The following is a 26,748-nucleotide window of genomic DNA, read 5'->3' on the forward strand; positions in this document are numbered from 1 at the left end:
GAAGCGGCCCCCGAGCGCGCGTGCTCGGGGGCCGCTTCTCACCTCTCGACGCCGCGCGTCACCGGGTCACGCCGGTCACGCGCGCGGCGCACGCGTCAGCCGCACGACAGCGCGTCGAACGCGGCGTCGCCCGCGAACGTGCGGCCGTCGCCGGTCGCAGCCACGTGGGCGCTGCCCGCGGCGACCTGCGTCGAGCGCACGGCGAACGACTGGTACGCCGACGCGCCGGGCTGCACGCCCGCGACCGTGCGCTCGCCGTACGGCGTGGTCAGCGTGACGTCGACCGGCACGGTGTCGGCGTTGGTCGCGCGGACCGCGACGTACGCCTTGCCCGCCATGCACTGGCTGCGCGCCGTCGTCGAGACGACGAGGCCGTCCTGGTCGGGGGCTGTCGTGAACGTGGTGACCGGCGAGACCGCCGTGCCGCCGCCCGCGCTCGTCGCCGTGACGACCCACGCGTGCAGTGCCCCGCCGTCGAGACCGTCCCAGGTCACGCGCGCGACCTCGCCCGACGGGACGGAGACGCTCCCGATCTCCTCGGCCGGGGCGTAGAGCGCCACGGCGTCCGTCACGAGGGTGGTCGTGCGGGTCGTCAGGTCGACCGGCACCGTGAAGTCGTCCTCGAGCCCGTTGTAGCGCTGACGGTCGTCGTACTCGGTGGCGCCGAAGTTCTCGAGCCACGGCGAGTACGTGTCGACGACGAGCTCGGAGCGGTCGACGTCGAACTGGAGCAGGCGCAGGTAGCTCGACCCGAGCCGCAGGCCCTGGTCGGGCGCGTACCCGCCGATCTCGGTGAGGCCTGCCTCCTCCGCGGTGACCTCGTAGAACTGGTAGTCCGCGAGCAGCTCGACGACGCCGTTGCCGGGCGTGCCGACGTCGCGCTTCACGTTGATCCCCACGCCGTGCTCGTGGCCCGAGAGCACGAGGAAGACGTTCGGGTTCGGCTCGACGACCTTCGAGTACAGCAGCCGCCCGTCGGGCGTGGAGAACGGCGCCCCGCGGCCGTCGGGGTTGGTGCTGGGCGCGAGGTAGTCGTGCGCGAGCAGGATCGCGTTGCGGTCAGCGAACTGCTCGAGCACGCCGTCGGCCCAGGCGGCCTCCTCGTCGGTCACGCCGTACGAGAGGTACACCGCGACGAAGTCCAGGCCGCCGGCCGTGAACAGGTCGTAGTGGTTCTGGTTGTCGCCCTCGCGCCAGGGCCCGCCGTAGACAGCGTCCTGCCAGCCGGCCGACAGCGCCTCGTACCGGTCCGGGCCGTAGTACGCGTTGTAGAGCGCGCCGGGGCCGTTGTCGGCGCCGGTGAGGTTGTCGTGGTTGCCCGCCAGGACGCCGTTGGGGATGCCCGCGTCGTCGAGCAGGCGCTGGGCGGACGACGAGAACTCGTACTCGCCGCGGACCTGGGCCGCCATCGCGTCGTCCGCCGGCGTGCGCGTGTAGTTCTCGATGATGTCGCCCGTGTGCGCGACGTACTCGATGCCGCGCTCGTCGGCGTTGTCGACGACCCACTGCACGAGGTCCGTGTAGGTCTTCGCCCAGACCGCGCGCTCCTCGGCGGTCTCCTGCTCGACCGCCCCCTCGGACAGGTACTGCGTGTCCGTGAAGTGGACCATCGAGAAGTCGTAGGCGTCGCGGTCCGCGAACGACGTCGGTTCCTCGGTGCCGACGCCGTCGTCGATGTCGTCGGCGAACGGGTCGGTGCCGGTGACGAGGACGTGGACCGTCCCCTGCGTCGCGTGCCGCGCGGACAGCGTGGCCGTCAGGCTCGTCGCCCCCTCGACGGCACCGCGTGCGGAGACGAGCGCCTCCCAGGCCGCGCCGTCCCAGACGTGGAGCGTCGCGAGTCGCTGCGGGTCGATGACGCCGTCCCACCGGACGGTCTGCCCGGCCACGTCCCCCTCGGCCGGGATCTCGAAGCGCTGGAACGCGACGTCGGCGGCGGGCGCCGCGTCGAGCGTCGCGCCGTCGCCCGGGACGAGCGCGTCGACGTCGGCCGGGTTCTCGCCCTCCACGTGCAGCACGTCGGTGGGCACCGTGGCGGTCTCGCCCTGCGCCGCGGCGACGGGCGAGCGCACGTCGGCGCGTGCGAACGTCGCCGTGACGTCGCCGCCGCCGGGGGCGCTCACGCGCGCCCCGAGCTCGACGGCGCCCTCGACCCCGGTCGTCCCGGTCGCGGGGGTGATGTCGGTCGGGACCTCGGGGACCCCGAGGCTGGTGAAGCCGATCTCGTGGGTGCTCTCGTTGCCGAGCACGTCCGTCGCCGTGACGACGAGCGCGTGCGCCCCGGGCTCGAGGCCCGGGCCGACGAGCGCGCCCGCCTCGACGGCCTCGCCGTCGAGCGTGACGGACGGGCCCTCGAGCACGCCCGAGGCGTCCGTGAGCTCGACCGCGAGGCTGGTCGCCGTGGCGAGCTCGGCCCCGGCGGCGGGCGTGCTCGACGCGACCGCGGGTCCCGTGTTGTCGGTCGTGACCGTGCGACGGGCCGTGGCGCCCGCCGCGGTCGAGGAGGTCAGGACGTGCTCGCCGTCGGTCAGGGTGGCGGTGTCGAGGTCGGCGCGCAGGCCGGGCGCGGGGGCGTCGGCGGCGGGGACGACGTCGAACGTGAGGACGGCCTCGCGCGGCTTGGTCGCGCTCGAGCCGCAGTCGCCGTCACCGAGCGAGTACGACGACGCGACGTCGACCGGGGTCGCGGTGCCGTGGCTCGGCACGAGGCCGATGCCCGAGATCGCGAAGTCGTCCCGGTTGTCGCCGCACGAGGTCGGGTAGGTGCCCGTGACGAACCGGACGGTGTTGCGCCCGGCGCCCAGGTACGCGTTGGGCACGTCGACGCGCACGGTCTCGCTCACGTAGTCCCGGTCGACGAGGTCGATCCGCTGGCCGTTGACGAGCAGGTGGTTGGCGTAGCGGGCCTCGATCGAGTTCGAGCCCACCGTGAAGACGAACTGCGACGAGCCGGCACCGAGGGTCGCGGTCGTGGTGAGCGGCAGGCCGTCGACCTCGATCCCCGTCGGGGCGTCGCCCCCGGCGGGCGGGGTCGCGAGGACGGTCCGCGCGCCGTTGAGGAGCTCGCCGTCCGCCGGGGTGAGGGCCGGCGCGCCGGGCGCGGAGTTGTTCACGGTGACGCCGCTCGTCGCGGTCTGGCCCGAGGCGGACGTGGCCGTGAGGGTGTGCGCGCCGTTCTCGAGCGTCGTCGTGTCGAGCTCCGCCGCGAGGCCGGTCGTCGCGGCCGGGTCCTGGGCGACCGTGAACGTCAGGTCGGCCGTCAGGACGCGGGACGTGTTCGTCCCGCACGAGCCGTCGCCGAACTGGTAGGTGAAACGGTTGCCGGAGCCGTCGGCGACCTCGCCGAGCAGCTCGAGCGAGACCTCGGTGAGGTCGAAGTCGTCGTAGTTCGAGCCGCACGACGTGGGGACGGCGCCCACGACGAACCGCACCGCGTTCTCCCCCTGGACGAGCAGGTCGTTCGGCACGTCGAGCGCCACGCGCTCGGAGACCATGTCGCGGTCGAGCTCGAGCCGCGTGCCGTTGACGAGCACGTGGCTGCCGTAGCGCTTCTCGATCGAGTTGCTGCCCACGTCGAACAGGAGACGCGACGTGGCGGGGGTCGCCGTGGCGCCCGCGAGCGGCTGGCCGTCGACGGCCAGCTCGCGGACCGGGTCGCCGGCCAGGACGGGGTGCGCCGTGACGGTCACGGTGCCGTCCAGGTACGTCCCGGAAGTCGGGTGGAGCACCGGCGTCCCGCTCGGCTCCTCGGCCGCCGCGGCGGCGCGCTGCGTGGGCGCGCGGTCGGCGGCCACGGCCGCCGTCACGGGGAGCGCGGTCCCCACGGCGAGGCTCGCGCCGACCACGGCGGCGAGCCCTCGGCGTCTTCTCCGGGTGCGGGGCGTGTGCACGGGCGTGCGCATCGGTGTGTCCTTTCGTCGTCGACAGGCGAGGGCACGACCGGTCCGACGTCCGCGGCGGGCGCACCCGTACCGGACCATTCCGGGCACGGGTGAACTCTCGGACGAGACGGGACGAACGCGATCCGAACGCCGGGAGACGGTCCGGTGCCCCGGCACGGTGACGGGGCAGATGACAGGACGCCTGGCCGGAGCGGCGCGCGACGGTGGCGGCGCGGGCCCGGGACGACGCAGGCCGCCCACCCGGAGGGTGGACGGCCTGGTCAGGAAGGGTGCGCCATCAGGGACTCGAACCCCGAACCCGCTGATTAAGAGTCAGCTGCTCTGCCAATTGAGCTAATGGCGCGCGAGAGGGAACACTACCAGCGGCCGCGGGTCGTCCTGCACGAGGAGTTCCGCTCCCGCCGCCGCCCCGGCCCCTCGACCGGCACGGCTCAGGCCGCCCGCCATGCGGACGGCCCGATCGGTGGTGGTGCGCCATCAGGGACTCGAACCCCGAACCCGCTGATTAAGAGTCAGCTGCTCTGCCAATTGAGCTAATGGCGCGCGAGAGAAAACACTAGCAGCCGTGGGCGCGCCGGGAAAATCCGTTCCGCCCGCACCCGTGTGACGTCGGCGACAACGCCCGGCGCCCCGTCCTGCGGCGGGCTCACGGCCCGGTTCAGAGGTACAGCCCGGTCGGGCCGTCCTCCTCGAGCTCCTGGGAGACGGCGTGCACGTCGCGCTCGCGCAGCAGCACGAGGTCCCGTCCCCCGAGCTCGACCTCCGCGCGGTCGTCCGGGTCGAACAGGACGCGGTCGCCCACCGAGACCTGGCGCACGTGCTCACCAGCGGCGACGACGACGGCCCACGCCAGGCGCTTGGGGCCGACCGCCGTCGCGGGGATGACGAGGCCCGCCGAGCTCTGCCGCTCGCTCGCGTCGACCTCCGGATCGACGAGGAGCCGGTCGTGCAGCATCCGGATCGGCAGGTCACGGGCTGCAGGCCGGGCCGAGGACGGGCGGGTCGAGGACGCGGAGGGGGCGGACGTCGTCTTGCTCACAGCCACAACGCTACCTGTGCCACGACACCTCACCTACGCTCGAACCCTCACCCTGGCCGGACCGAAGGAGATCCATGTCCACGCGCCTCACCGTCGGCGACACCGCTCCCGACTTCACCCTGCCCGCCGCCGACGGCAGCACCGTCACGCTCTCCGAACTGCGCGGCAAGCACGTCGTCGTGTACTTCTACCCGGCCGCCGGCACCCCCGGCTGCACGACCGAGGCGTGCGACTTCCGCGACAGCCTCGCCTCGCTCCAGGGCGCGGGGTACTCGGTCGTCGGCGTCTCCCCCGACCCGGTCGAGAAGATCGCGGCGTTCGTCGAGGCCGAGCACCTCACGTTCCCGCTCGTCTCCGACGTCGACAAGACGGTCCTCGAGGCCTACGGCGCGTGGGGCGAGAAGAAGCTCTACGGCAAGACGGTCGTGGGCGTCATCCGCTCGACGGTCGTCGTCGACCCGGAGGGCAAGGTCGAGCTCGCGCAGTACAACGTCAAGGCGACGGGCCACGTCGCGAAGCTGCGCCGAGACCTGGGCATCGACCCCAGGTAGTCGCCACGGCGCGGGCGCTGCGTCCCCTCACGGGTGCTCGGCGCTCGCGCCGTAGACTGACGTCCGCGCGCGAGTGGCGTAACTGGCAGCCGCGCCAGGTTTAGGTCCTGGTGTCCTCGGACGTGCGGGTTCGAGTCCCGCCTCGCGCACCCTGGGCGACGCCCACGCTTTCACCCGGCCATCAACTGGACGCTCGTCCAGTTGGACGGCTAGCCTGACCTCAGAGCCGGTGCCCGCACCATTGCCCCCTGCCGGTGCGGGCACCGGCTTCTTCCGTCGAGGCGCATCCTGCGCGCGCACGACGGCCTCTGACCGAGACGCGAACGGCCCGGCACCTCGAGGTGCCGGGCCGTTCGCGTGCGCGGAGGCGGGTCAGGCGTCCTGCGCCGGGGTCCCGTCGTTCGCCGCGGCGATCTGGCGACGCACGTCGTCCATGTCGAGGCCCTTCACGGCGTCCACGACCTGCTTGAGCGCGGGAGCGGGGAGCGCGCCGGGCTGGGAGAAGACGAGGATGCCCTCGCGGAAGGCCATGAGCGTCGGGATCGACGTGATGTTCGCGGCCGCCGCGAGACCGCGCTCGGCCTCGGTGTCGATCTTGCCGTGCACCACGTCCGGGTTCTCCTCCGAGGACGCCTCGAACACGGGGGCGAACATCTTGCACGGGCCGCACCAGTCGGCCCAGAAGTCGACGAGGACGATGTCGTTCTCCGTGATCGTCTGCTCGAAGGTGGACTCGGTGAGCGTCTGCGTGGCCATGGATGATCCTCCTGGGACGGTGGGGGTGTCTGCCTCGTAGAGCAACGATCCTCCCCCACGTATTCCCCTCGCCGCCCTGGTGCGGCACGCACCCGGGCCGCCCCGCGCCCGACCAGCCTCTACGCTGCCCCTGTGACGAACGCCACCACCACACCTCGGCTCTCGCGCGCCACGATCGCCGGCTACGCCGCCGGTTCGGTCGGCACCGGGGGCTTCGGCACCCTGCCCGGGCTCGTGCTGCTCGTGTACCTGACCGACGCGCTCGCGGTCCCCGCCGCGGTCGCGGGGCTCATCGTGACCGGGGCGAAGGTCTGGGACGTCGTGATCGACCCGTTCATCGGGTACGGCTCCGACCGCGACCTCGCCCGCACCGGCTCGCGCCGGCGCTTCATGACGATCGGCGCTCTCACCCTGCCCGTCTTCTTCGCGTTGACGTTCGCCGTCCCCGCCGCGGCGGGACCGACCGCCGCGGCGATCTGGGTGCTCGTCGCGTTCCTCCTCGCCGCGACGTCGTTCTCCCTCTTCCAGGTCCCCTACATCGCCCTGCCGGCCGAGCTCGACCCGACCTACGACGGCCGCACGCGGTTGCTCGCGTGGCGCGTCGCGGCGCTCGCGTTCGCCATCCTGCTGTTCGGCGCGGGCGGGCCCGCGCTGCGAGGCGGCGGCGACTCGACCTCGGGCTACCTCGTCATGGGCGTCGTGTCCGGCGTGGTCATCGGCGCGGGCATGCTCGTCGCCACCCGCGTCGCCCCCCGGACCGGCCGCTCGGCCTCCACGGAGGACTCGGCGCCGGTCGCGGGCACGACGCCCCTCGCCCCCGCCGCCTCGACGTCCGCCGCGCGCGCGTGGACCCTCGCGGTCCGCGAGGCGTTCGACGCGCTGCGCCGCTCGCGGCCGTTCCGCACGCTGCTCGCCGCGTTCTTCCTCCAGGCGGTCGCCACCGGCCTCATGCTCGCCGGGGCGGCGTACGTCGCGCGGTACGTGCTGCACGACGAGGCCGCGGTGAGCTACCTCTTCGCAGCCCTCATCGCCCCCGCCCTGCTCTGCATGCCGCTGTGGACCCGGCTCGCGCGCCGCGACGGGAAGGAGCGCGGGTTCGTCGTCGCCACGGTGCTCTTCGCGGTCGCCGCGCTCGGCATGGTCCCGCTCCTGTGGGCGCCCGGCGCCTGGGTGTACGTGCCGACGGCGCTCGCCGGGATCGCCTACGCGGGCATGCAGGCGCTCCCGCTCGCCATGCTCCCGGACGTCATCGCCCACGACGCGCGCACGCACGGCGAGGGCCGCGGCGGGGCCTTCAGCGGCGTCTGGACGGCGGGCGAGACGACCGGCATGGCGCTCGGCGCCGCCGTGCTCTCTCTCGTCCTCGGTGTCACGGGGTACGTGTCGACGCGGGCGGGCGAGACGGTCGCGCAGCCGGACGCCGCCGTCGACGGGATCGCCCTGTCGTTCTCGGTCGTCCCCGCGGTCCTCGTGCTGGTGAGCCTCGTACCCCTCGTACGGTACGGTCTGCGCAAGGGGGACATCGACGACACAGCACCGGAGCTGCCGCGTGACCACGCCCCCACCGACCGAGCCCACGACTGACCTCTCCTCGGAGCGCCCCGGGGCGGCGCCGTCCGGCGACGTCCCCCTGCGCACGGACGGGATCCTCGACCGGCTCGCCACGCTCCGCGCCGCCGACGCCCCGACGCACGGGGGCCGCGTCCTGTCCTACGTCTACGACCCGGGACTCGCCGAGCTCGACGAGCTCGCCGCCGCGGCCGCTCGCGCGGTCCAGCCCGTCAACGGCCTGGACCCGACGACCTTCACGTCGGTCGCCGTCATGGAGTCCGATCTCGTCGCCTTCGCCCGGAGCATGCTCCGCGGTCCCGCGACGGGTCCGGACGCGGTCGTGGGCTCGGTGACCTCCGGCGGGACCGAGAGCTGCCTGCTCGCGGTGAAGATCGCCCGCGACGCCGCGCGCGCGGCCCGGCCCGGCGTTCGCCCCCGCGTCGTCGCCCCGGTGAGCGTGCACGCGGCGTTCCGCAAGGCCGCGCAGTACCTCGAGGTCGACCTCACGCTCGTCCCGGTCGACCCCGCGACCGGGACCCTCGTGGCCACCGACCTCGTCGCGGAGCTCGACGACGACGTCGCGCTGGTCGTCGTGTCCGCGCCGTCGTACCCGCACGGCGTCGTCGACCCGGTGGCGGACGTCGCCGCCGCAGCCGCCGCGCGCGGCGTGCCGGTGCACGTCGACGCGTGCGTCGGCGGGTGGGTCCTGCCGTTCTGGGAGGGCGCGGGCGGCGACCCGGTGCCGGCGTTCGACTTCTCGGTGCCGGGCGTGACGAGCATCTCCGCCGACGTGCACAAGTACGGCTACGCGCCGAAGGGCACGTCGGTCCTGCTCGTCCGCGGCCGCGACCGCCAGCGCCGCCAGTTCTTCGCGACGACGGGCTGGCCCGGCTACCCGGTGGTCAACCCGACGACGTCCGGCTCGCGCTCGGCGGCCCCGCTCGCGGCGGCGTGGGCGGTGAGCCAGGCCCTGGGCACGCCCGGGTACACGGCCCTCACCGCGCGGTGCGTCCGCGCGACCCGGGCCCTGCACGAGGCGATCGAGGGGATCGACGGGCTGCGCGTCGTCGGCCGCCCCACCGGTCCCCTGGTCGCGGTGGCGTGCGACGAGACGGTGCCGCTCGCGCGGCAGGTCGACCCGCACCAGTGGGCCGACGCCGTCCGATCGCTCGGCTGGGTCCTCCAGCCCCAGCCCGGCCTCGCCCAGGACGACGGGACCCACCTGCCGCACACGACCCACCTCACGGTCACCCCGGTGACCGAGGCCGGCCTCGACGACCTCGTCGCGGCGCTCGTGCAGGGTGCCGACGCGGTGCGCGGCGAGCCGCGGCCCGACGTGAGCGCCGTGCTCGGCGCGCTCGCCGGGGCGTTCGCCCCCGGGCCCGACGCCGACGCCCCTCTGCCGGAGCCCGGCGCCGACGCCGTCTGGGAGGCGCTGCTCGCGGCGCTCTCCGCGGACGGTGGCGAGCCCCGCGGGACGACCCGCTCCGTCCTGCCCGACCGGCTCGCACCGCTCATGGCGGTCATGGAGGTGCTGCCCGCCGCGGTGGCCGAACGGGCGCTCGTCGAGATCGTCGCGCGGGTCGCCGAGCCGCCCGCCGGTCCCGGTACGCCGTGAGCGGACTCGCCCCGGCGCACCGCACGGGGTAGAACAGTCGCGTGACCGACACCGCCGACTTCGTGCCCGACGACTTCTCCCACGAGAACCCGCAGCCTGCGGGCTGGCTCAGCCCCGAGGAGATCGCGGTCGCGCGCGCGCAGCTCCCGCTCGTCTACGTGGACGCCGTCCCGGTGCGGGTCGACGACTCCGGCGACGTCGTCGCCGTCGGTCTCCTGCTGCGCGTCACGCCGGAGGGCATGATGACGCGCGCCCTCGTCTCCGGCCGCGTGATGTTCCACGAGCGCATCCGCGACGCCCTGCTGCGCCACATCGAGAAGGACCTCGGCCCGGTCGCGCTCCCCCAGGTCCCCGCGTCGCCGCAGCCGTTCACGGTCGCCGAGTACTTCCCGACGCCGGGCATCACGTCCTACCACGACCCGCGCCAGCACGCGGTGTCGCTCGCGTACGTCGTGCCGGTGACGGGCGACTGCCGCCCGCAGCAGAACGCGCTCGAGCTCGCGTGGCTCACGCCCGAGCAGGCGTGCAGCGACGAGGTACAGCTCGAGATGCGGGGCGGCCAGGGCGTGCTGCTGCGCCAGGCGATGGCGTACGTCGGCCGGTTGCCGTGACCGGCCCGGCAGACCGCTCGGTCGCGACGGCGACGACGACGGCGCGCGGGCGCGCGACGGGAGCACGGTGGTGGCACGGGGTCGTCGCCGCGATGACGCTCGCCGGCGTCGTCTGGGAGCTCGGAGCCACGCTCTCCCGCGGCCCCGTCGACGGGACCGGGTACGCGGAGCTCGTCGTCCGGTTCTTCAGCTACTTCACGATCCTGTCCAACATCGCGGTGGGCGTGACGTCGACGATGCTCGTCGTGGACCCGCGGCGCGACGGTCGTCTGTTCAGGGTCGCGCGCCTCGACGCGCTGCTGTGCATCGCCGTCACCGGGATCGTCTACAACACGGTCCTCGCCGGGCTGCAGGAGCTGAGCGTGGCCGGCATGGTGACCAACCTGTTCATGCATCAGGCAGGGCCGCTCCTCGCGGTCGTCGGGTGGCTCGTCGTCGGTCCTCGACCACGGATCGACACGCGGACCGTCTGGTGGTCGCTCGCCGCGCCGCTCACCTGGATCGTCTACGTCTTCGTCCAGGGAGTGCTCACGGACTGGTACCCGTACCCGTTCATGCGGGTGACCGACATCGGCTACCCCCGGGCGCTGCTCAACACCGCGGTCGTCGCGGTGATCTTCCTCGCGCTGGCCTGGCTCCTGCGCTGGGTCGACACGCGGTTGCGCCCGGCGCCCTGACGCCTCCGTCCGAGACCCCGCGACGGTCGCGCGGACAGCCGCACCACGAAGGACCAAGGGCCTCCGTCCTTCGTCCGCTCGACCCTGGGTCGGGCACGCCCCCGCCCGGACGCTGGAGGGAGGGGACCCGTCCGGCCCGGACGGGCGTACGACGAAGGGGCGCGCCATGGATGCCGCAGTGGTCTACGAGTCGATGTACGGGAACAGCGAACGGGTCGCGCAGGCCGTCGCCGAGGGGCTGGGCGAGACGGTCCGCGTGACGGTGGTCGACGTGACCGACCCGGCGGCGAGCCCCGAGGCGCTCCGGCACATGGGCCTCGTGGTCGCCGGCGGCCCGACGCACGCGTTCGGCATGACCCGGCCCGCGACCCGCGCCGAGGCCGTGCAGCGCGCGAGCGGGGACGTGTCCGACCGCGCGACGGGTCTGCGCGAGTGGGTCGAGTCCGTCCCGCGCCAGGACGAGGCGCGGCTGGCCGCGACGTTCGACACGCGCGTCACCAAGGTCAAGCCCCTGCCGGGCTCCGCCGCGCGCGGGGCGGCCAAGGTGCTCCGCCGGGCCGGCTTCCGCCTGGTCACTCCCCCGGCGTCGTTCTACGTCGGGGACGTGGAGGGCCCGCTCGACGACGGCGAGCTGGACCGCGCGCGGGCGTGGGGCCGCGCGCTGGGCAAGCTCCTCGTCCCGGCGGGCAGCCCGGTCGAGGGCCGCTGAGGGAGCGCCCCGCGGGGTCGGCGCGGTCCGCCGCCCGGGTCAGCCCGCGAGCTCGAGCCGCGGCCAGTCCTCGAGGTCCTCGCGCATGCGCCGGTCGTGCGTCGCGACGACCACGGCCGCGGGCGTGACCCGCAGCGCCTGCGTGAGCTCGTCGACGAGGTCGATCGAGAGGTGGTTGGTCGGCTCGTCGAGGATCAGCACGTGCGGCGCGGCCAGGAGCGCCCGGGCGAGGTCGAACCGGCGCCGCTGCCCCGCGGACAGCTCGCGCAGCGGGCGCTCCAGGTCCTCCTCGGTGAGCAGGCCGAGGAACGCCACGGGCACGAGGTGGTCCGGGTCCAGCCGGTTCGCGTCGAGCAGCTCGAGGGCCTCGCGCGCGTACTCGTCGAACCCCGTGCGGTGCTCTGCGTCCGGCGGCAGGGCGGGTCCCTCCTGCGCCACGACGCCCAGGCGCACGCCGTCGACCACGGATCGCGTCCCCCGGTCCAGGGCCACGAGGCCCGCGAGCGCCGCGAGGAAGGTCGACTTCCCGCTCCCGTTCGGCCCGGTCACGAGGAGCCGCCCGCTGGGCGGGAGCGCGACCCGGTTCCCGGGCAGGTCGAGGCGCGCGCCGCCGTCGGGCCCGACGCGCGGGCTGCGCAGCTCGAGCACCGCGTCGCCCGGGTCCCAGCCGGGAGACATCGCGGGGAGCTCGGGGAAGACGAGCTGGAGCGGTGGCACCGGAACCTCGACGGCCTCCGCCTCGAGCTGCTGGAGTCGCCGGTCGGCGGCCTTGACGTGGAGGCGGGCGCGCGTGGCGCGGCGGTGCTTCTGGCTGCCCTTGGGCGGGCGCCACTCGTCGGACAGGCCCTCGTACGACGCGTCGAGCACGGCGGCGAGCTTCTCCGCGCGCTTCTGCTCCGCCCGGAACCGCTGGCGCCAGCGGTGCAGCGCCTGGTTCTTCGCGAACCGGTAGGACAGGTACCCCGGCTGCCCGTAGAGCACCGGCTTCCCGTCCATGGCGGGGTCGAGGTCGAGGATCTCGGTCGCGACGTCGTCGAGGAGCTGGCGGTCGTGCGTGACCATGACGACTCCCCCGCGCCACGCGACGAGCTCGCCCGTGAGGAAGTCGATCCCGCCCGCGTCGAGGTGGTTGGTGGGCTCGTCGAGGAGCAGCAGGTCGGCGCGCTCGGCGAGCCGGCACGCGAGCCGCACGCGGTAGCGCTCGCCCACGGACAGCGTCGCGAGCTCGCGGTCCCGGTCCCTGCACGCACCGAGCCGGGACAGCGCGACGTCGACGCGGCGGTCGGCGTCCCACACGGCGAGGTGCTCGGCCCGCGCGAGGATCTCCGTGAGCTCGGCGAGGTCCCCGGCCTCGTGGTCGAAGTCGCGGGCCGCGGCCTCGAGCTCGGCGGCGACCGCCCGCAGCCCGCTCAGCGTCGCGGCGACGAGCGTGCCGACGGTCTGGCCCGGCTCGATCGCGAGCTCCTGCTCGACGAGCGCGAGCGAGCCCGCGCGGCGCACCTCCCCGCGGCCGGGGGTCAGGTCACCCGAGAGCACGTGCAGCAGCGTCGACTTGCCCGTGCCGTTCTCCCCCACGACGCCCAGCCGCGTCCCTCCGGCCACGCGCAGGCTCACGCCGTCGAGGACGGGACGTCCGGGGTAGGCGAAGGCGAGGTCGTCGGCGGCGAGATGCACGGGGACCACCCTAGGTGGCGACGTGGCCTCCGCGAGATCGACCCCCGCGTCGCGAGATCGGCCCCCTGAGGTTCGACCTCGACCGTCCGGGTCGATCCCGCGGGCGGGGTACGGTCGTGAGCATGACCGACCCCGCGCCCACCGGAGCGAGCCCGCGCCGTCCCGGGCTCGTCCTGCTCGCCGCCCTCGCCGACGTCGCGTGCGTCCTGGCGCTCGCGAGCGGCGGCCTCGCGACGCACTCCGCCGACGAGGGCATGGCCCGGCTGCTCGTCGTCGCCTGGCCGTTCGCGGCAGGCGCCGCGCTGGGCTGGCTCGTCACGCGCGCGTGGCGCCGCCCGTGGGCCCTGTGGCCGGCGGGAGTGGTCATCTGGGCCTGCACCTGGGCGCTCGGCGTCCTCCTGCGCGTCCTCACCGGCCAGGGCGTCGCCCCGGCGTTCCAGCTCGTGTCCTTCGGGTTCCTCGCGGTGACGATGCTGGGCTGGCGTGGCGTGGTCGCGCTCGTCGGCGTGCTCCGACCGGGAGACCGGCGGCGGCGCGCGCGCGACCTCGCCGGCGGCCCGCTACCGCGCTGACAGGGCGGCGACGACGTCCGGGGCGAGGGCGCGGAACGCCTTGCCCCGGTGGCTGATCGCGTTCTTCTCCGCCGGGCTCAGCTCGGCCGCGGACCGGGCACCGTTCTCGACGCCGCCCGGCTGCTCCTCCGGCAGGAGGATCGGGTCGTACCCGAACCCGTTCTCGCCCCGCGGCGCGGTGAGCAGCGTCCCGCGCATCTCGCCCGTGCGCACCACCTCGGTACCGTCGGGCGTGACGAGCGCCGCAGCGCACACGAAGCCCGCGGCCCGGTGCTCGGCGCGCACGTCCCCGAGCTGGGCGAGCAGGAGCTCGAGGTTCGCGACGTCGTCGCCGTGCCGCCCGGCCCAGCGGGCGGAGAAGATGCCCGGCGCGCCGCCCAGCACGTCGACGGCGAGACCGGAGTCGTCCGCGACGGCCGGCAGCCCGGTGGCCGCGACCAGGGCGCGCGCCTTGATGAGCGCGTTCTCGGCGAACGTCACGCCGTCCTCGACGGGCTCGGGCGCGCCGACGTCGCCGGCACCGACGATCGCCCCGGGCGCCAGCTCGAGGCCGGGGTGCGCGTCGAGCTCAGCCGCCAGGATGGCGCGCAGCTCGGCGATCTTGCCCGGGTTGTGCGTCGCGAGGACGAGGCGCGCGCCGTCGGGCACGACGACGCCCGTCGCCTCGGGAGCGCCGCTCACCGCGCGTCCGTCGCGAGCGCCGCGCGCTGGATCGCCGTGAGGTCCGCGGCGCCCGCGACGGCGAGGTCGAGCAGCGCGTCGAGCTCGGCGCGGTCGAACGGGGCGTGCTCGGCGGTGCCCTGCACCTCGACGAACGTGCCCGAGCCCGTGACGACGACGTTCATGTCCGTCTCGGCGCGCACGTCCTCCACGTAGGGGAGGTCGAGCATGGGCGTGCCGTCGATGATCCCGACGCTCACGGCGGCGACGGAGTCGGTCAGCACGGGCTTGCCGCCCTTGATGTGGCCGTGGCGTTGGCCCCACGCGACCGCGTCGGCGAGCGCCACGTAGGCTCCGGTGATCGCGGCGGTGCGCGTGCCGCCGTCGGCCTGGAGGACGTCGCAGTCGAGCACGATCGTGTTCTCGCCGAGCGCCGAGACGTCGATGATCGCGCGCAGGGACCGGCCGACGAGGCGCGAGATCTCGTGCGTGCGGCCGCCGATCTTGCCCTTGACCGACTCGCGCTGGCTGCGCTCGTTGGTCGCGCGCGGGAGCATCGCGTACTCGGCGGTGACCCAGCCCTCGCCCGACCCCTTGCGCCAGCGCGGCACGCCCTCCGTGAACGACGCCGCGCACAGCACGCGCGTGCGGCCGAACTCGACGAGCACGCTGCCCTCGGCCTGGTCGAGCCAGTGGCGGGTGATGGTCACGGGGCGGAGCTGGTCGGGCGTGCGGCCGTCGGCGCGCACGACCGCGGAAGAGGCAGGGGTGGTCATGCGGCCACCTTACCGACCCCCCGACACCCGCTGAGTGCATGAAATAGTCGCGCCGATCGGCCTGCGGCGCGACTATTTCACGCACTCACGGTCAGAGGTCGAAGACTGCGCCCGTGGTCGCCACGTCGACTCGGCCCGCGTACGACTCGCGGGCCTCCGCGCGCGAGCGCTCGGGGTCGTTCCACGCGGGGAGGTGGGTCAGCACCAGGCGGTGCGCGCCGGCCGCCGTCGCGACCTCGCCCGCCCGGCGCCCCGTGAGATGGATGCCGCGCTCGACGCCGTCGTCCCGGCCCTCGTGGAACGCTGCCTCCGACAGCAGCAGGTCGGCGTCGCGCGCGAGCTCGACGACGCCGTCGCACGCGTCGGTGTCGCCCGTGTACGCGAGCACGGCCTGCTCGCCCGGCCGCAGCGACGACGGCCCCGTGACGCGGACGCCGTACGCCTCGACCGGGTGGAACACGCGGTACGGCTCGAGCGTGAGCGGTCCCACCCGCACGGGCGTGCGCGGGTCCCAGACCCGCACGTCGAGCTCCTCGCTCATCCCGTCGCCGGGCTCGGCCCCGTACGCGGCCTCGACGCGCGCCGCCGTCCCCGACGGGCCCAGCACCGCGAGGCGGCTCGGCACCCCGGTGCGGGTCGAGCCGCGCTCGGGGTGGTAGCGCAGGTACACGTACAGCCCGCAGACGTCGACGAAGTGGTCGGGATGCAGGTGCGACAGCGCGACGGCGTCGAGGTCGAGCGGGTCGACGAACCGCTGGAGCGCGCCCAGAGACCCGTTGCCGAGGTCGAGCACGACGTTCCAGTCGCGCGCCTCGAACCCCGCGGCCTCGGCCTCGGAGGCCGGGACCTGGACGAGGTACGACGACGCGGGCGACTCGGGCCCCGCGAACGACCCCGAGCACCCGACCGTGACGAGGCGCATCAGGCAGCCTCCACGCTGAGCACCTCGGGGCCGAGGAACCGGCGCGCGAGGTGCTCGAACGGCTCCGCGCTCCCCGTCGCGAGGAAGCGGTGCCGCGGCGGGCCCGCGTCGCGCGAGCGCTCGAGGTCGTGCGCGACGAGCGTGCGGTAGACGTCCTTGGCCGTCTCCTCCGCGCTCGACACGAGCGTGACCTCCTCGCCCATGACGTACGAGATCGCGCCCGTCAGCAGGGGGTAGTGGGTGCACCCGAGCACGAGCGTGTCGACGCCCTCCGCCTTGACGGGGTCGAGGTAGCGGTGCGCGACCTCCAGCACCTCGGGCCCCGACGTCACGCCCTGCTCGACGAGGGGCACGAAGTCCGGGCACGCCTGGGTCGTCAGGTGCAGGCCCGGCGTGACGGCGAAGGCGTCCTCGTAGGACCGCGACGTGATGGTGGCGCGCGTCCCGATGACCCCGATCCGCCCCGAGCGCGTCGCCGCGACCGCGCGCCGCGCCGCCGGGAGGATCACCTCGACGACCGGCAGGCCGTGGCGCTGCGTGTACCGCTCGCGCGCGTCGCGCAGGACCGCCGAGGAGGCCGAGTTGCACGCGATGACGAGCATCTTCACGCCGTCGTCGACGAGCTGGTCCATGATCGCCAGCGCCATCGCCCGGACCGCCGCGAGCGGCTTGGGCCCGTAGGGGCCGTTCGCGGTGTCCCCGATGTAGAGGAGGGACTCGTTCGGGAGCTGGTCCAGGATCGAGCGCGCGACGGTCAGGCCGCCCACGCCCGAGTCGAAGATCCCGATGGGAGCGTCGTTCACCCGCCCGAGCCTACTGGCGCGCCCGCACGCGAGGCGCACCGAACCGCGGCTCCCGTCTGTGGCAGCGCCCACAGGGGGCCGTGCCGAGTCCGACGCGCGGGCCGACCCTCAGGACCCGCCGCGCCCCGCCCGGAGGTCGGCGAGCATGCCGTCCACGAGCGACTCCTGGAGGAGGCCCGTCAGCAGGAACACGCTCACGAGGAAGCGGCGCGGCGCGCCGCCCACCTCGCCGTCGTCCGGGCCGTCGTCGCCCTCGCGGTCCAGCTCGTCGTACAGGCCCTCGACCTGCTCGTCGGTCCGGAGGCCGAGCCGCTCGGCGAGCACCAGGCGCACGTCCGTCAGCGCCCCCGCGACGTCCTTGGCCTCCTCGCGGGCGACCGCGAACGGGGCCGCCTCGGACGGCTCCGAGTCCACGAGCATGCGCGCCAGCAGCACCAGCCGCCCGACCTTGCGCGCCGCCAGGTCGTCCTGCGTGAACCGCCGGAACTCGGCCGCCACCTCGACGTCGTCCGACGCGTCCGGGAGCAGACGCCGCACCGCCGGGTCGGGCGGCGGCGTCGCGTCCGTCGCGTGCCCGCCGGGCACCGGGCCCGTCCAGCCGGGGGGCGACCACGCGTCGTCGGGCACGGGCGGCCCGGGCTCGCCCGGTGCCCGCCCCGGCACGCCCTCCTGGAGCATCTGCGCGACGTCGCCCGCGAGCTGCGCGAGCACGATCCGCTCCGACGGCTCGAGCTCCGCGACGTACCCGTGCGCCTCGGCGCGGAAGGGCTTCACTGCTCGCCGTCCTTCTGGAGCGTCGCCCACAGCCCGAACGAGTGCATCGCCTGCACGTCGACCTCCATGCGCTCGCGGTCGCCTGTCGACACCACGGCGCGACCCTCCTGGTGCACCTGGAGCATGAGCTCGTGGGCGCGCTCCGCGGCGTACCCGAAGTACGACTCGAACACGTACGCGACATAGCTCATGAGGTTGACCGGGTCGTTCCACACGAGGGTGACCCACGGGCTGTCGGGGAGGACGGTCTCGTCGACCCGCGTCGCCTCCTCGGGCACGGTCACGGACGCCCGCGCGCCGGTGGCGCGGGTGAAGATCGGCTGGGGGCTCACGCCACCACTGTATTCGTGGGCCTGTCGACGCCCGTCGCGCCGGCCGCTGCCCTACCGTATTCCGCATGAGCCTCGCCGACCCGGGCAGCGTCGCCCTCGCCCCCACCGACAGCGCTGCCTCGCTAGGACGACAGGCCGGCCCGGCGACGCAGCGCCCGCCCTACCAGCCGGTCGCGTCGACCGCCCTCCTCACCGACCGCTACGAGCTGACGATGCTCCAAGCCGCGCTCGCGGACGGCACCGCCGACCGGCACTGCCTGTTCGAGGTCTTCACGCGCCGACTCCCCCCGGGGCGCCGGTACGGGGTTCTCGCGGGGACGGGACGCGTCCTCGAGGCGCTGTCGTCGTTCCGCTTCGGCACCGAGGAGCTCGACTGGCTCCACGCGCAGTCGGTCGTCGACGACCGCACGCTCGAGTACCTCGCCGGCTACCGGTTCACCGGGACCGTCTCCGGGTACGCCGAGGGCGAGGTCTTCTTCCCGCAGTCGCCCGTGATGAGCGTCGAGGGCACGTTCGCCGAGGCGGTCCTGCTCGAGACGCTCGTGCTGTCGATCCTCAACTACGACTCCGCCGTCGCCTCCGCCGCGTCGCGCATGACGAGCGCCGCCGTCGAGCGCCCGTGCCTCGAGATGGGTGCGCGGCGCGCGCACGAGCAGGCCGCGGTCGCCGCGGCACGCGCCGCCGTGGTCGGCGGGTTCGCCGGGACGTCCAACCTCGAGGCGGGACGCCGCTACGGGCTGGCGACCATCGGCACCGCCGCGCACGCCTTCACGCTCCTGCACGACGACGAGGAGGCGGCCTTCGCCTCGCAGGTCGCCTCGCTCGGCCCCGGGACCACGCTCCTCGTCGACACCTACGACGTGCGCAGAGGCGTCCAGAACGCCGTCCGCGCCGCCGGCGGTCGCCTCGGTGCGGTCCGCCTCGACTCGGGCGACCTCGGCGTGCTCGCCGTCGAGGTGCGCCGCCAGCTCGACTCCCTCGGCGCGCACGACACGAAGATCACCGTCACGTCCGACCTCGACGAGTACGCCATCGCGTCGCTCGCCGCCGCGCCCGTCGACTCCTACGGCGTCGGCACGTCGCTCGTCACCGGTTCGGGCGCGCCCACGTGCGGCATGGTCTACAAGCTCGTCGCCCGCGCCGACTCCTCCGGCGTGCTCCAGCCCGTCGCGAAGGCGTCCACGGCCAAGACCAGCACCGGCGGGCGCAAGGTCGCCGCGCGCCGGTACGACGTCGACGGGCGCGCGGTCGAGGAGGTCGTCGTCACCGGCGCCGACCTCGCCGTCCGGGAGTGGGAGGCCGACGACGGCGACCTGCGCCCGCTCCAGGTCCCCCTCGTCGTCGACGGCGCGGTCGACTCGCGCTGGGTCGGGTCCTACGGCGTGCAGAACGCGGCCCTCCGCCACCGCGAGGCCCGCGCCGAGCTGCCGCGCGGCGCCCGCCGCCTCTCAGCGGGCGACCCGGCGATCCCGACGGTCGTACGCACGCTCCCCTGACCTGCGGTGATCGGCCGGGCGGGCGGCCGGCACGCCCCCGGGCGCCGAGGCCGCCACGCGACGTCGCGTCCCGGAGACGTGGGGCGCCGCGAGCTCTTCCCGTAGCCGCCACGCTTCGCTAGCATCGGCGCTGGCCGATTCGTTATGGACGCGCACTAATGACGGTGCCGGACGGGTCGGAGGTAGGGGAACCAGAATGAAGAAGTCCGTCCAGGCCGCCGTCGTCGCCCTCGCCGTCGCGGTATCTCTTCTTTCCGGCGCGAGCACCGCGTCCGCCAACGTGAACGCGTACCCCGACACGAGCTGCTCGGCAGCATCGGGCGGGTCGTGGGTCGCCGGCACCTCGAAGTACAGCGTGAGCATCTGGGCTCCGGGGCGGAGCCGGATCGGCGCCCCCTCGGGCAAGTACGACTGGGGCACCTCCGCCACCAAGACCTACCGCTACAACGCCTACGGCGTCCGCTCGGGCGAGTGGCTGGTGTGGGGCGGCGGATCGACCCTGTCGATCAGCAAGGGCTGCATCTACTGATGCGCCGTCCGCCACGAGGGCTGTCCGGGATCCGCGGATCCCGGACAGCCCGGCGGGTCGGGCACCGCCTGCCCACGACGGTGGGGGCGGCGGCCCTGCTCCTCACGGTCGTGGCGTGCGGCAGCGGCTCGGAGCCGGTGGAGCCGGCGCGCACCGCGACGGCGTACGAACGCCCAGCCTGGATGGACAACCAGCTCGCCGAGGACGCCGACCTGGTCGCCCGACAGTCCCGCTGCCTCACGGAACGTGGTCTCGACTTCCGCACGGACGAGCTCGGTGGCTTCTACTCGATCGACCCGGCCCTCGACTCAGCCCTCGGTGAGGCGCTGGGTGAGTGCACCCGTTCCATCCTCGGCTCGGCCTACCGCGCCCCGTTGACCACGAGCCAGCTCCACGGGCTCTACGACCGCCAGCTCGACACGAGGGAGTGCCTGCTCGCCCAGGGCTACTCGATCCCCGAACCGGTGAGCGAGTCGGACTTCGTCGCGTCGGAGGGAACGGCGTGGAGCGCCTACGAGGCGTTCGTCGAGGCACTCGGCGCGCTGCCCGCCGAGAGTGCCGACGCCGAGCAGGTGCGGATGAACGCCGAGTGCCCACAACCCGGCCTCGCCGGGCTGTGATCCCGGTGTCCGGCCGCGTCGTCCCGGCCGGGCACCGGGTCCACGACGGCCCTATCGCTTGCCGACGAACCAGCCTCGGACGGTAGCGACGCGCGCGTCGAGCTGTTCGACCGTCGCGAGCGGCACCTCGGGTCCGCCGCAGCGCCGCCGCAGCTCGGTGTGCACCGAGCCGTGCGGCTGCCCGCTGCGGCGCGACCAGGCGGACACGAGCTGCTGGAGCTCCTTGCGCAGCTCGGCCGCGCGCCGGTGGTCCATCTCGGCCCGCTCCCGCTCCGCCGATTGCGTGTTCTTCGAGCGAGCGCTGAGCTGGTCGGCCTGGCGCTGGCGCAGCAGCGTGGTGACCTGGTCCGCGTCGAGGAGGCCGGGGAGACCGAGGAAGTCGAGCTCCTCGTCCGACCCGACGTCCGCGCCCGTCCCGAACTCACCGCCGTCGAAGAGCACGCGGTCGAACGACGCCTGCGCCTCGAGCGCCTCGAACGAGCCCTGGACGAGCTCGCCCGACGCCTTGTCCTCGCGGTTCGCCTCCGCCAGGAGTGCGTCCTCGGGGTTGAAGCCCTCGCCCTGCTCCTCCGCCGTGAGCGGGCGGTCGAGCGCGTGGTCGCGCTCGATCTCGAGCCCGTTCGCCAGCTCGAGCAGGTGCGGCACGCTCGGCAGGAACACCGACGCCGTCTCACCGCGCTTGCGCGCCCGCACGAACCGTCCGACCGCCTGCGCGAAGAACAGCGGGGTCGCCGTCGAGGTCGCGTACACGCCCACGGCGAGGCGCGGGACGTCGACGCCCTCGGAGACCATGCGGACCGCGACCATCCAGCGCCCGTCGCCGTCCGAGAACTCGTCGATGCGGCTGCTCGCGTCGTCGTCGTCGGAGAGGACGACCGTCGGTGACTTCCCCGTGATGCGGGCGAGGTGGCCCGCGTAGGCGCGGGCGTCGGTCTGGTCGGTCGCGATGACCAGTCCCCCCGCGTCGGGGATCGCGCGCCGCACCTCGCTGAGCCGCTTGTCCGCCGCCGCGAGGACCGACGGGATCCACTCGCCGTTCGGGTCGAGCGCCGTGCGCCACGCCTGGCCGGTCATGTCCTTGGTCAGCGCCTCGCCGAGTCGCGCGCTCACCTCGTCGCCGGCCTTCGTGCGCCAGCGCATGTTGCCCGAGTACGACAGGAACAGCACCGGCCGGACGACGTGGTCGCGCAGAGCGTCGCCGTAGCCGTACGTGTAGTCCGCACGCGAGCGGCGGATGCCGTCGGGTCCGCGCTCGTACTCGACGAACGGGATCGCCGCGGTGTCGGACCGGAAGGGCGTGCCTGTGAGGGCGAGGCGGCGCGTCGCGTCCTCGAACGCCTCGCGCACCGCGTCGCCCCACGACAGCGCGTCGCCGCCGTGGTGCACCTCGTCGAGGATGACGAGCGTGCGGTCGGCGGTCGTGCGTGCCGCGTGCAGCGCGGGCTTCGCGGCGATCTGCGCGTAGGTCAGCGCGACACCGTCGTAGTGGGCACCGTGCCGGCCCTGGCTGTTGCGGAAGTTCGGGTCGATCCGGATGCCGACGCGCGCGGCGGCGTCGGCCCACTGGTGCTTGAGGTGCTCGGTCGGCGCGACGACCGTCACCCGCCGTACCACGCCCTGCTCCAGGAGCTCGGTCGCGACGCGCAGCGCGAACGTCGTCTTGCCCGCTCCGGGGGTCGCGACGGCGAGGAAGTCGCGCGGCGCACGTGTGCGGTAGAGCTCGAGAGCCTCCGCCTGCCACGCGCGCAGCTTCGACGCCGAGCCCCACGGGGCACGGCGCGGGAACGCGGGCGAGAGGTGCGACGCCGCGGCCGACGACGGGCTCTGCGGCGCGGGTGGGGTGGTCCTGCTACGGGTGTCGGGGACGGAGTGACCGGTGGACGTCGTGTGGTGCTCCGCGCTCACTTGCCGGAGTCACCCTCGCCGTCCTGCGGGTCCCGCAGACCGTCGTAGATCTCCTTGCACGTGGGGCACACGGGGAACTTGTTCGGGTCGCGCCCGGGCACCCAGACCTTGCCGCACAGCGCGATCACCGGCTTGCCGGAGAGCGCGGACTCCATGATCTTCTCCTTGCGCACGTAGTGCGCGAAGCGCTCGTGGTCGCCCGGCTCGGTCTGCTCGCGCGTCTCCTCGCGCTCGAGCACCCCGGTCGACGTGCCGGTCGTCGGCTCGGTCGCGGGGTTCCGGAACGGGTCCTCAGGACCCCCGGGGGGCGTGCTCGCACGGAGTTCGATCATGGAGGGAAGTCTACGTCGGTGCGCCGACACCCGTGCGGCGCGGCGTCGTCCGCACGTGCCGCCCACCGCCCCGGACGGGCGACGACAAGAGCCCGCCGGCGCGGCGGTCCAGGGGCGTGGACCGCGCGCCGGCGGGCGGCTGCGCGTCGCGGGCGACAGCCCGCGAGAGTTCAGTGGCAGATCGGCTACAGGCCCTGCCAGTCGGGCTTGGACGCGTACGTCTGGCGGTAGTAGTCCCCGAGCTGCAGGCGCGAGGCCGCAGCGTCGTCGACCAGCACCGTGGCGTGCGGGTGCATCTGCATGATCGTCGCGGGCCACAACGCGCTGATCGGACCCTCCACGAGCTGGTGCACCGCCTCCGCCTTGCCCTTGCCCGTGGCCAGCAGCACCAGGTGCCGCGCCGACATGATCGTGGCCAGCCCCTGCGTCAGGCAGTGCCGCGGCACCCGGTCCACGTCGTCACCGAAGAACCGCGCGTTGTCCACCCGCGTCTGCGCCGTCAACGTCTTGATCCGCGTCCGCGACGCCAGCGACGAGCCCGGCTCGTTGAACGCGATGTGCCCGTCCGTACCGATCCCCAGGACCTGCAGGTCCACACCCCCGGCCGCCGCGATCGACTCCTCGTACGCCGCGCACGCCGCGACCAGGTCCTCAGCGTTGCCGTCCGGGCCCTGGACCGCGCCCGGGCCGAAGTCCACCCGCGAGGCGATCTCCGTCTCGATCACGTTCCGGTACCGCTCCGGGTGCTCCGACGGCAGGCCCACGTACTCGTCGAGCATGAACGCCCTCACCCCCGCGAACGACAACCCGTCCTCACGGTGACGCCGCGCCAGCTCGTCGTACACCCTCAACGGCGACGAACCCGTCGCCAGCCCCAGCACCGCCTCCGGCCGCGACCGCACCACCTTCTCGATCGCGTCCGCAGCCAGCACCGCCAACCGCTCCGCAGGAGCGATCACGACCTCCATCACTTCACCTTTCGACGGCCGACGAGGGCAGCACCCACCGCGGCGACGGGCACGTCCGCCGGAGCGAGCGAGACCCGCTCGGCGAGACGCAACGAGGACAGGAACGGGGACGTGCTCGACTGCGCGTCGAGCGCGGCGCGCACGGCGTCGAGGAGCGGCTGCCCCAGGGCGGACACACCGCCACCGAGGACGACGTGCCGGACGTCGACCGTCAGCTCGAGGATCCGCACCGCGGAGGCGACGGCGGACGCGAAGTCGTCCTTGATCCGGATCGCCTCCGGGTCGCCCGCCGCGGCCGCGTCGAAGAGCTCCGCGGGCGCGGGCCGGCCGTGGCGCGACGGCCACCGGGCGGACACCGCGGAGCCCGAGGCGTAGACCTCGACGCACCCGCGCTGGCCGCACGCGCACTCGGGGCCGTGCGGGTCGATCGGGATGTGACCGATCTCGCCCGCCGCGCCGCTCACGCCCCGGCGCAGCTCGCCACCGAGCACGATCCCTGCGGCCAGACCGGTCCCCAGCGCGAGGAACGCGAGGTCCGACCCGTCGTCCCCGCGCAGGTGCGAGGCACCGAGCGCGGCGACGTTGAGGTCGTTGTCGACCTGGACCGGAAGGCCGCCGAGCTCCGCCGACAGCGCCTCCGCCAGCGCGAAGCGCCCGCCCTCGATGCCGAGGTTGACGGCGTGCATGACGGAGCCGTCCTCGGGGTCCACCAGTCCCGGCACGCCGACGCCGACGCCGTCGACCTCCGCGAGCTCCACGCCCGCACGGCGCACCACCTCGCGGACCGCGCGGGCCGCGCTGGACACCACGCCCTGCGGACCGCGGACGGTCGGCAGGCGCAGGGTCTCCCGCGCGACGCCGTCGGGTCCGAGGAAGGCGGCGAGCACCTTGGTCCCGCCGATGTCGAGACCGACCGCGTTCCCGGTCGCCGCGGAGTCGCATCGCGGCGTGCCACCGGGACCGGGGCTGCCGGCCAGGGCTGCGGCTGCCTCGCCGTTCAGCGAGGCAGCCGTGCTCAGGTCGCTCACGTCAGCCCTTCACCGCACCCGAGACGAGGCCACCGGTCATCCGACCCTGGACGATGAGGAAGAAGACCACCACGGGAATGGCGATGATCACCGAACCTGCCATGAGGGCTCCCCAGTTGGTCGCCTGGGTCGCCTGCTGGAACGTCCGCAGCCACACGGGCAGCGTCATGGACTCGGGGCGGTTCATGATGATCAGCGCCATGACGAACTCGTTCCACGCCTGGATGAAGGCGAACACGCCCGTCGCGACGAGGCCCGGTGCGAGGAGCGGGAAGGTGATCTTCCAGAAGGCCCTGCCGCGCGAGCAGCCGTCGATCATGGCCGCCTCCTCGAGCTCCGCGGGCACGCCGTTGACGAACCCGCGCAGCGTCCAGATCGTGAAGGGCAGGACGCCGGACACGTAGACGATGCCCAGACCCACGATCGTGTTGAGCATCTGCCAGCCGTCGATGATCCGGAAGATCGAGATCATCATCGCCTCGCCCGGGATCATCTGGACCACGAGGATCGCGATGATGAAGGCGCGACGACCGGTGAACCGGAACCGCGTGACCGCGAGCGACGCGAGGAAGCCGAACACCATCGCGATGACGAGGGTGAAGAACGTCACCATGATCGAGTTCCCCATCGCCGGCGGCAGCGGGGCGCGCGACGTGTCGGTCCACGCCGACACGTAGTTGTTCAGGGTGAAGACGTCCGGCGTCGGGAAGAAGTGCAGGTCCGTGCCGCGGATGAGGCTCGACGGCAGGAACGAGGTGTTGATCATCCAGTAGACCGGGAAGATCGAGGCGACGAAGACGATGATCGCGAGGATCGCGAAGCCGACGTTGGCGGCCTTCTTGCGCTGCGTCTCGCGGTTCTTGCGCGGAGCCGGCTTGCCCGCGGGCGAGGCGTGCCGCACCGAGGTCCGGGGGGTGGTCGAGATGGTGCTCACAGTTCTTCCTCCCGGATCGTCTGGCGCACGTAGTAGAAGGAGATGGCGAGCATGATGAAGACGAAGATCACCGAGATCGCGCCGGCCAGCCCGTAGTGCCCCTGCGCCATGCCCATCTGGTAGATGTACACACCGATGGTGTTCGTCTTCTCGCGGTCACCGCCCACGCCCTGGAGCGCGTAGATCTGCGTGAACACGCGCAGGTCCCAGATGATCGAGAGCACGATGAGCACCGTGATGATGCTGCGCACGTACGGGATCATGATGAGCCGGAAGCGCTGGACCGGACCCGCACCGTCGAGCTGCGCGGCCTCGAGCACCTCGCCGGGGATCTGCGTCAGGCCCGCGTACATCGTGAAGGCGACGAACGGGATCGCTCCCCACACGATGATGATCGTGGCGATGAGGAAGAACTGGAGGGGGTTGAGAAGCCACGAGTGACCCATCCAGTTGTCACCCGTGATCTTCGTCAGGAGGTTGTTGATCACGCCGTACTGGGTGTCGAAGATCCAGCCCCAGACGATCGTCGCGGCGAGGGCGGGCATGGCCCAGGCGAGGAGCAGGCCGACCGAGACCAGCAGGCGGAAGCCCTTGCCGAGCCGCATCATGAGCAGCGCGATGAGCGTGCCCAGGACCATCGTCAGCGCGACACAGACGACCATGAAGATGAAGCTGCGCAGCAGCACGGTCCAGAAGCCGTCGACGTCCGTGAGGACCTGGACGTAGTTGTCGAAGCCGACCCACTCGGCGGGCTGCCCCATGAGCTGGGCCCGCTCGTACTCCTGGAACGACATGACGATCAGTCGGACGATCGGGTACCCGACCAGGACCCCCAGCACGACGAGGCTGGGGACGAGGAGCGTCCAGGGCAGGATCGGTGGACGCCGCTTCTTGGGTGGCCGCACGGCGCCGGGGCGCTCGGTGCGGGGTTCGAGGGTGGTTGAGCTCATTTCCTCACTCCGTCAGGGGTGCGCGGTGGTGCGCAGGTGACGTGCCGACGGCCCGTCAT

At 73.7% G+C, this 26,748-nt stretch carries 26 protein-coding genes and 3 tRNA genes; 11 read left to right on the plus strand and 18 right to left on the minus strand.

Going from position 1 to position 26,748, the window contains the following annotated elements:
- Window positions 1-95: 95 nt before the first annotated feature.
- The 4 genes from ACFVN3_RS06970 to ACFVN3_RS06985 all read right to left on the minus strand — a co-directional run bounded on the left by ACFVN3_RS06970 (window position 96) and on the right by ACFVN3_RS06985 (window position 4,857).
- Complete coding sequence (locus ACFVN3_RS06970; RefSeq protein ID WP_378231974.1) at window positions 96-3,902, minus strand: metallophosphoesterase; 3,807 nt, start codon at window positions 3,900-3,902, stop codon at window positions 96-98.
- Window positions 3,903-4,172: 270 nt separating this feature from the next.
- Window positions 4,173-4,245, minus strand: a tRNA-Lys gene (locus ACFVN3_RS06975).
- Between the two features lie 124 nt (window positions 4,246-4,369).
- A tRNA-Lys gene (locus ACFVN3_RS06980) sits at window positions 4,370-4,445 on the minus strand.
- A 115-nt stretch (window positions 4,446-4,560) separates the two neighbouring features.
- Complete coding sequence (locus ACFVN3_RS06985) at window positions 4,561-4,857, minus strand: GroES family chaperonin (RefSeq protein ID WP_378232074.1); 297 nt, start codon at window positions 4,855-4,857, stop codon at window positions 4,561-4,563.
- A gap of 158 nt (window positions 4,858-5,015) precedes the next feature.
- Here ACFVN3_RS06985 and bcp point away from each other — a divergent pair, with 158 nt between their 5' ends.
- Window positions 5,016-5,492 (plus strand): thioredoxin-dependent thiol peroxidase, encoded by a 477-nt coding sequence (bcp, locus tag ACFVN3_RS06990; RefSeq protein ID WP_378231976.1) that lies wholly within the window; start codon window positions 5,016-5,018, stop codon window positions 5,490-5,492.
- Between the two features lie 67 nt (window positions 5,493-5,559).
- Window positions 5,560-5,641, plus strand: a tRNA-Leu gene (locus tag ACFVN3_RS06995).
- A gap of 223 nt (window positions 5,642-5,864) precedes the next feature.
- Here the strand turns inward: ACFVN3_RS06995 and trxA are convergent.
- Window positions 5,865-6,248, minus strand: a complete 384-nt coding sequence (gene trxA, locus ACFVN3_RS07000; protein WP_253051165.1) for a thioredoxin — start codon at window positions 6,246-6,248, stop codon at window positions 5,865-5,867.
- A 132-nt stretch (window positions 6,249-6,380) separates the two neighbouring features.
- On the opposite strand from trxA, the gene ACFVN3_RS07005 reads away from it, so the two are divergent.
- The 5 genes from ACFVN3_RS07005 to ACFVN3_RS07025 all read left to right on the plus strand — a co-directional run bounded on the left by ACFVN3_RS07005 (window position 6,381) and on the right by ACFVN3_RS07025 (window position 11,414).
- Complete coding sequence (locus ACFVN3_RS07005) at window positions 6,381-7,832, plus strand: MFS transporter (RefSeq protein WP_378231979.1); 1,452 nt, start codon at window positions 6,381-6,383, stop codon at window positions 7,830-7,832.
- The gene (locus ACFVN3_RS07010) at window positions 7,798-9,417 is read left to right on the plus strand and encodes a pyridoxal phosphate-dependent decarboxylase family protein (protein ID WP_378231981.1); all 1,620 of its coding nucleotides are present in this window, start codon (window positions 7,798-7,800) and stop codon (window positions 9,415-9,417) included. Before ACFVN3_RS07005 ends, ACFVN3_RS07010 begins: the two co-directional genes overlap by 35 nt.
- A gap of 41 nt (window positions 9,418-9,458) precedes the next feature.
- Window positions 9,459-10,028 carry an NUDIX hydrolase family protein gene (locus tag ACFVN3_RS07015; protein ID WP_087471623.1) on the plus strand — a complete coding sequence of 190 codons (570 nt, stop codon included), beginning with the start codon at window positions 9,459-9,461 and terminating at the stop codon, window positions 10,026-10,028.
- Window positions 10,025-10,705, plus strand: coding sequence for a Pr6Pr family membrane protein (locus ACFVN3_RS07020; RefSeq protein ID WP_378231983.1), 681 nt, complete (start codon window positions 10,025-10,027; stop codon window positions 10,703-10,705). The genes ACFVN3_RS07015 and ACFVN3_RS07020 overlap by 4 nt, the downstream gene beginning before the upstream one ends.
- 166 nt (window positions 10,706-10,871) lie before the next feature.
- Window positions 10,872-11,414: a flavodoxin family protein gene (locus ACFVN3_RS07025; protein WP_378231985.1), complete on the plus strand. Its 543-nt coding sequence runs from the start codon at window positions 10,872-10,874 to the stop codon at window positions 11,412-11,414.
- 39 nt (window positions 11,415-11,453) lie between these two features.
- Here ACFVN3_RS07025 and ACFVN3_RS07030 read toward each other — a convergent pair whose 3' ends face one another.
- Window positions 11,454-13,088 (minus strand): ABC-F family ATP-binding cassette domain-containing protein, encoded by a 1,635-nt coding sequence (locus tag ACFVN3_RS07030; protein WP_378231987.1) that lies wholly within the window; start codon window positions 13,086-13,088, stop codon window positions 11,454-11,456.
- 122 nt (window positions 13,089-13,210) lie between these two features.
- Here ACFVN3_RS07030 and ACFVN3_RS07035 point away from each other — a divergent pair, with 122 nt between their 5' ends.
- Window positions 13,211-13,660, plus strand: a complete 450-nt coding sequence (locus ACFVN3_RS07035; protein WP_378231989.1) for a DUF3054 domain-containing protein — start codon at window positions 13,211-13,213, stop codon at window positions 13,658-13,660.
- Here ACFVN3_RS07035 and rdgB read toward each other — a convergent pair.
- From rdgB to clpS, 6 genes are all read right to left on the minus strand, one after another.
- A complete protein-coding gene (rdgB, locus tag ACFVN3_RS07040; protein ID WP_378231991.1) occupies window positions 13,649-14,341 on the minus strand; it encodes an RdgB/HAM1 family non-canonical purine NTP pyrophosphatase in 693 nt (230 codons plus the stop codon). The two genes, ACFVN3_RS07035 and rdgB, sit on opposite strands and share 12 nt — an antisense overlap.
- The gene (rph, locus tag ACFVN3_RS07045) at window positions 14,338-15,096 is read right to left on the minus strand and encodes a ribonuclease PH (RefSeq protein ID WP_378231993.1); all 759 of its coding nucleotides are present in this window, start codon (window positions 15,094-15,096) and stop codon (window positions 14,338-14,340) included. The genes rdgB and rph overlap by 4 nt, the downstream gene beginning before the upstream one ends.
- 91 nt (window positions 15,097-15,187) lie before the next feature.
- The gene (locus tag ACFVN3_RS07050; protein ID WP_378231995.1) at window positions 15,188-16,018 is read right to left on the minus strand and encodes an MBL fold metallo-hydrolase; all 831 of its coding nucleotides are present in this window, start codon (window positions 16,016-16,018) and stop codon (window positions 15,188-15,190) included.
- Window positions 16,018-16,821, minus strand: coding sequence for a glutamate racemase (gene murI / locus ACFVN3_RS07055; protein WP_378231997.1), 804 nt, complete (start codon window positions 16,819-16,821; stop codon window positions 16,018-16,020). The genes ACFVN3_RS07050 and murI overlap by 1 nt, the downstream gene beginning before the upstream one ends.
- A 108-nt stretch (window positions 16,822-16,929) precedes the next feature.
- Entirely contained in the window at window positions 16,930-17,595 is a 666-nt protein-coding gene (locus tag ACFVN3_RS07060; RefSeq protein WP_378231999.1) for a DUF2017 family protein, read from the minus strand.
- A complete protein-coding gene (gene clpS / locus ACFVN3_RS07065) occupies window positions 17,592-17,879 on the minus strand; it encodes an ATP-dependent Clp protease adapter ClpS (RefSeq protein WP_047233255.1) in 288 nt (95 codons plus the stop codon). Before clpS ends, ACFVN3_RS07060 begins: the two co-directional genes overlap by 4 nt.
- A 113-nt stretch (window positions 17,880-17,992) precedes the next feature.
- On the opposite strand from clpS, the gene ACFVN3_RS07070 reads away from it, so the two are divergent.
- The 3 genes from ACFVN3_RS07070 (at window position 17,993) to ACFVN3_RS07080 (ending at window position 20,572) form a co-directional block, all read left to right on the plus strand.
- The gene (locus ACFVN3_RS07070) at window positions 17,993-19,423 is read left to right on the plus strand and encodes a nicotinate phosphoribosyltransferase (RefSeq protein WP_378232001.1); all 1,431 of its coding nucleotides are present in this window, start codon (window positions 17,993-17,995) and stop codon (window positions 19,421-19,423) included.
- Window positions 19,424-19,619: 196 nt separating this feature from the next.
- Window positions 19,620-19,952, plus strand: coding sequence for a hypothetical protein (locus tag ACFVN3_RS07075; protein WP_378232003.1), 333 nt, complete (start codon window positions 19,620-19,622; stop codon window positions 19,950-19,952).
- Window positions 19,952-20,572: a hypothetical protein gene (locus ACFVN3_RS07080; RefSeq protein WP_378232005.1), complete on the plus strand. Its 621-nt coding sequence runs from the start codon at window positions 19,952-19,954 to the stop codon at window positions 20,570-20,572. The genes ACFVN3_RS07075 and ACFVN3_RS07080 overlap by 1 nt, the downstream gene beginning before the upstream one ends.
- Before the next feature lie 51 nt (window positions 20,573-20,623).
- On the opposite strand, the gene ACFVN3_RS07085 is transcribed toward ACFVN3_RS07080, so the two are convergent.
- From ACFVN3_RS07085 to ACFVN3_RS07110, 6 genes are all read right to left on the minus strand, one after another.
- Complete coding sequence (locus ACFVN3_RS07085) at window positions 20,624-22,477, minus strand: DEAD/DEAH box helicase (protein WP_378232006.1); 1,854 nt, start codon at window positions 22,475-22,477, stop codon at window positions 20,624-20,626.
- Window positions 22,474-22,809 carry a DUF3039 domain-containing protein gene (locus tag ACFVN3_RS07090; RefSeq protein ID WP_034605677.1) on the minus strand — a complete coding sequence of 112 codons (336 nt, stop codon included), beginning with the start codon at window positions 22,807-22,809 and terminating at the stop codon, window positions 22,474-22,476. The genes ACFVN3_RS07085 and ACFVN3_RS07090 overlap by 4 nt, the downstream gene beginning before the upstream one ends.
- A 185-nt stretch (window positions 22,810-22,994) precedes the next feature.
- A complete protein-coding gene (gene nagB, locus ACFVN3_RS07095; protein ID WP_378232008.1) occupies window positions 22,995-23,777 on the minus strand; it encodes a glucosamine-6-phosphate deaminase in 783 nt (260 codons plus the stop codon).
- The gene (locus tag ACFVN3_RS07100; RefSeq protein WP_378232009.1) at window positions 23,777-24,805 is read right to left on the minus strand and encodes an ROK family protein; all 1,029 of its coding nucleotides are present in this window, start codon (window positions 24,803-24,805) and stop codon (window positions 23,777-23,779) included. Before ACFVN3_RS07100 ends, nagB begins: the two co-directional genes overlap by 1 nt.
- A gap of 1 nt (window position 24,806) precedes the next feature.
- On the minus strand, window positions 24,807-25,739 hold the full coding sequence (locus ACFVN3_RS07105) for a carbohydrate ABC transporter permease (protein WP_378232012.1): 933 nt from the start codon (window positions 25,737-25,739) through the stop codon (window positions 24,807-24,809).
- Entirely contained in the window at window positions 25,736-26,689 is a 954-nt protein-coding gene (locus tag ACFVN3_RS07110; RefSeq protein WP_378232014.1) for a carbohydrate ABC transporter permease, read from the minus strand. The genes ACFVN3_RS07105 and ACFVN3_RS07110 overlap by 4 nt, the downstream gene beginning before the upstream one ends.
- Between the last annotated feature and the right edge of the window lie 59 nt (window positions 26,690-26,748).

This window comes from Cellulosimicrobium sp. NPDC057862 (assembly GCF_042797035.1).
GTDB lineage: Bacteria > Actinomycetota > Actinomycetes > Actinomycetales > Cellulomonadaceae > Cellulosimicrobium.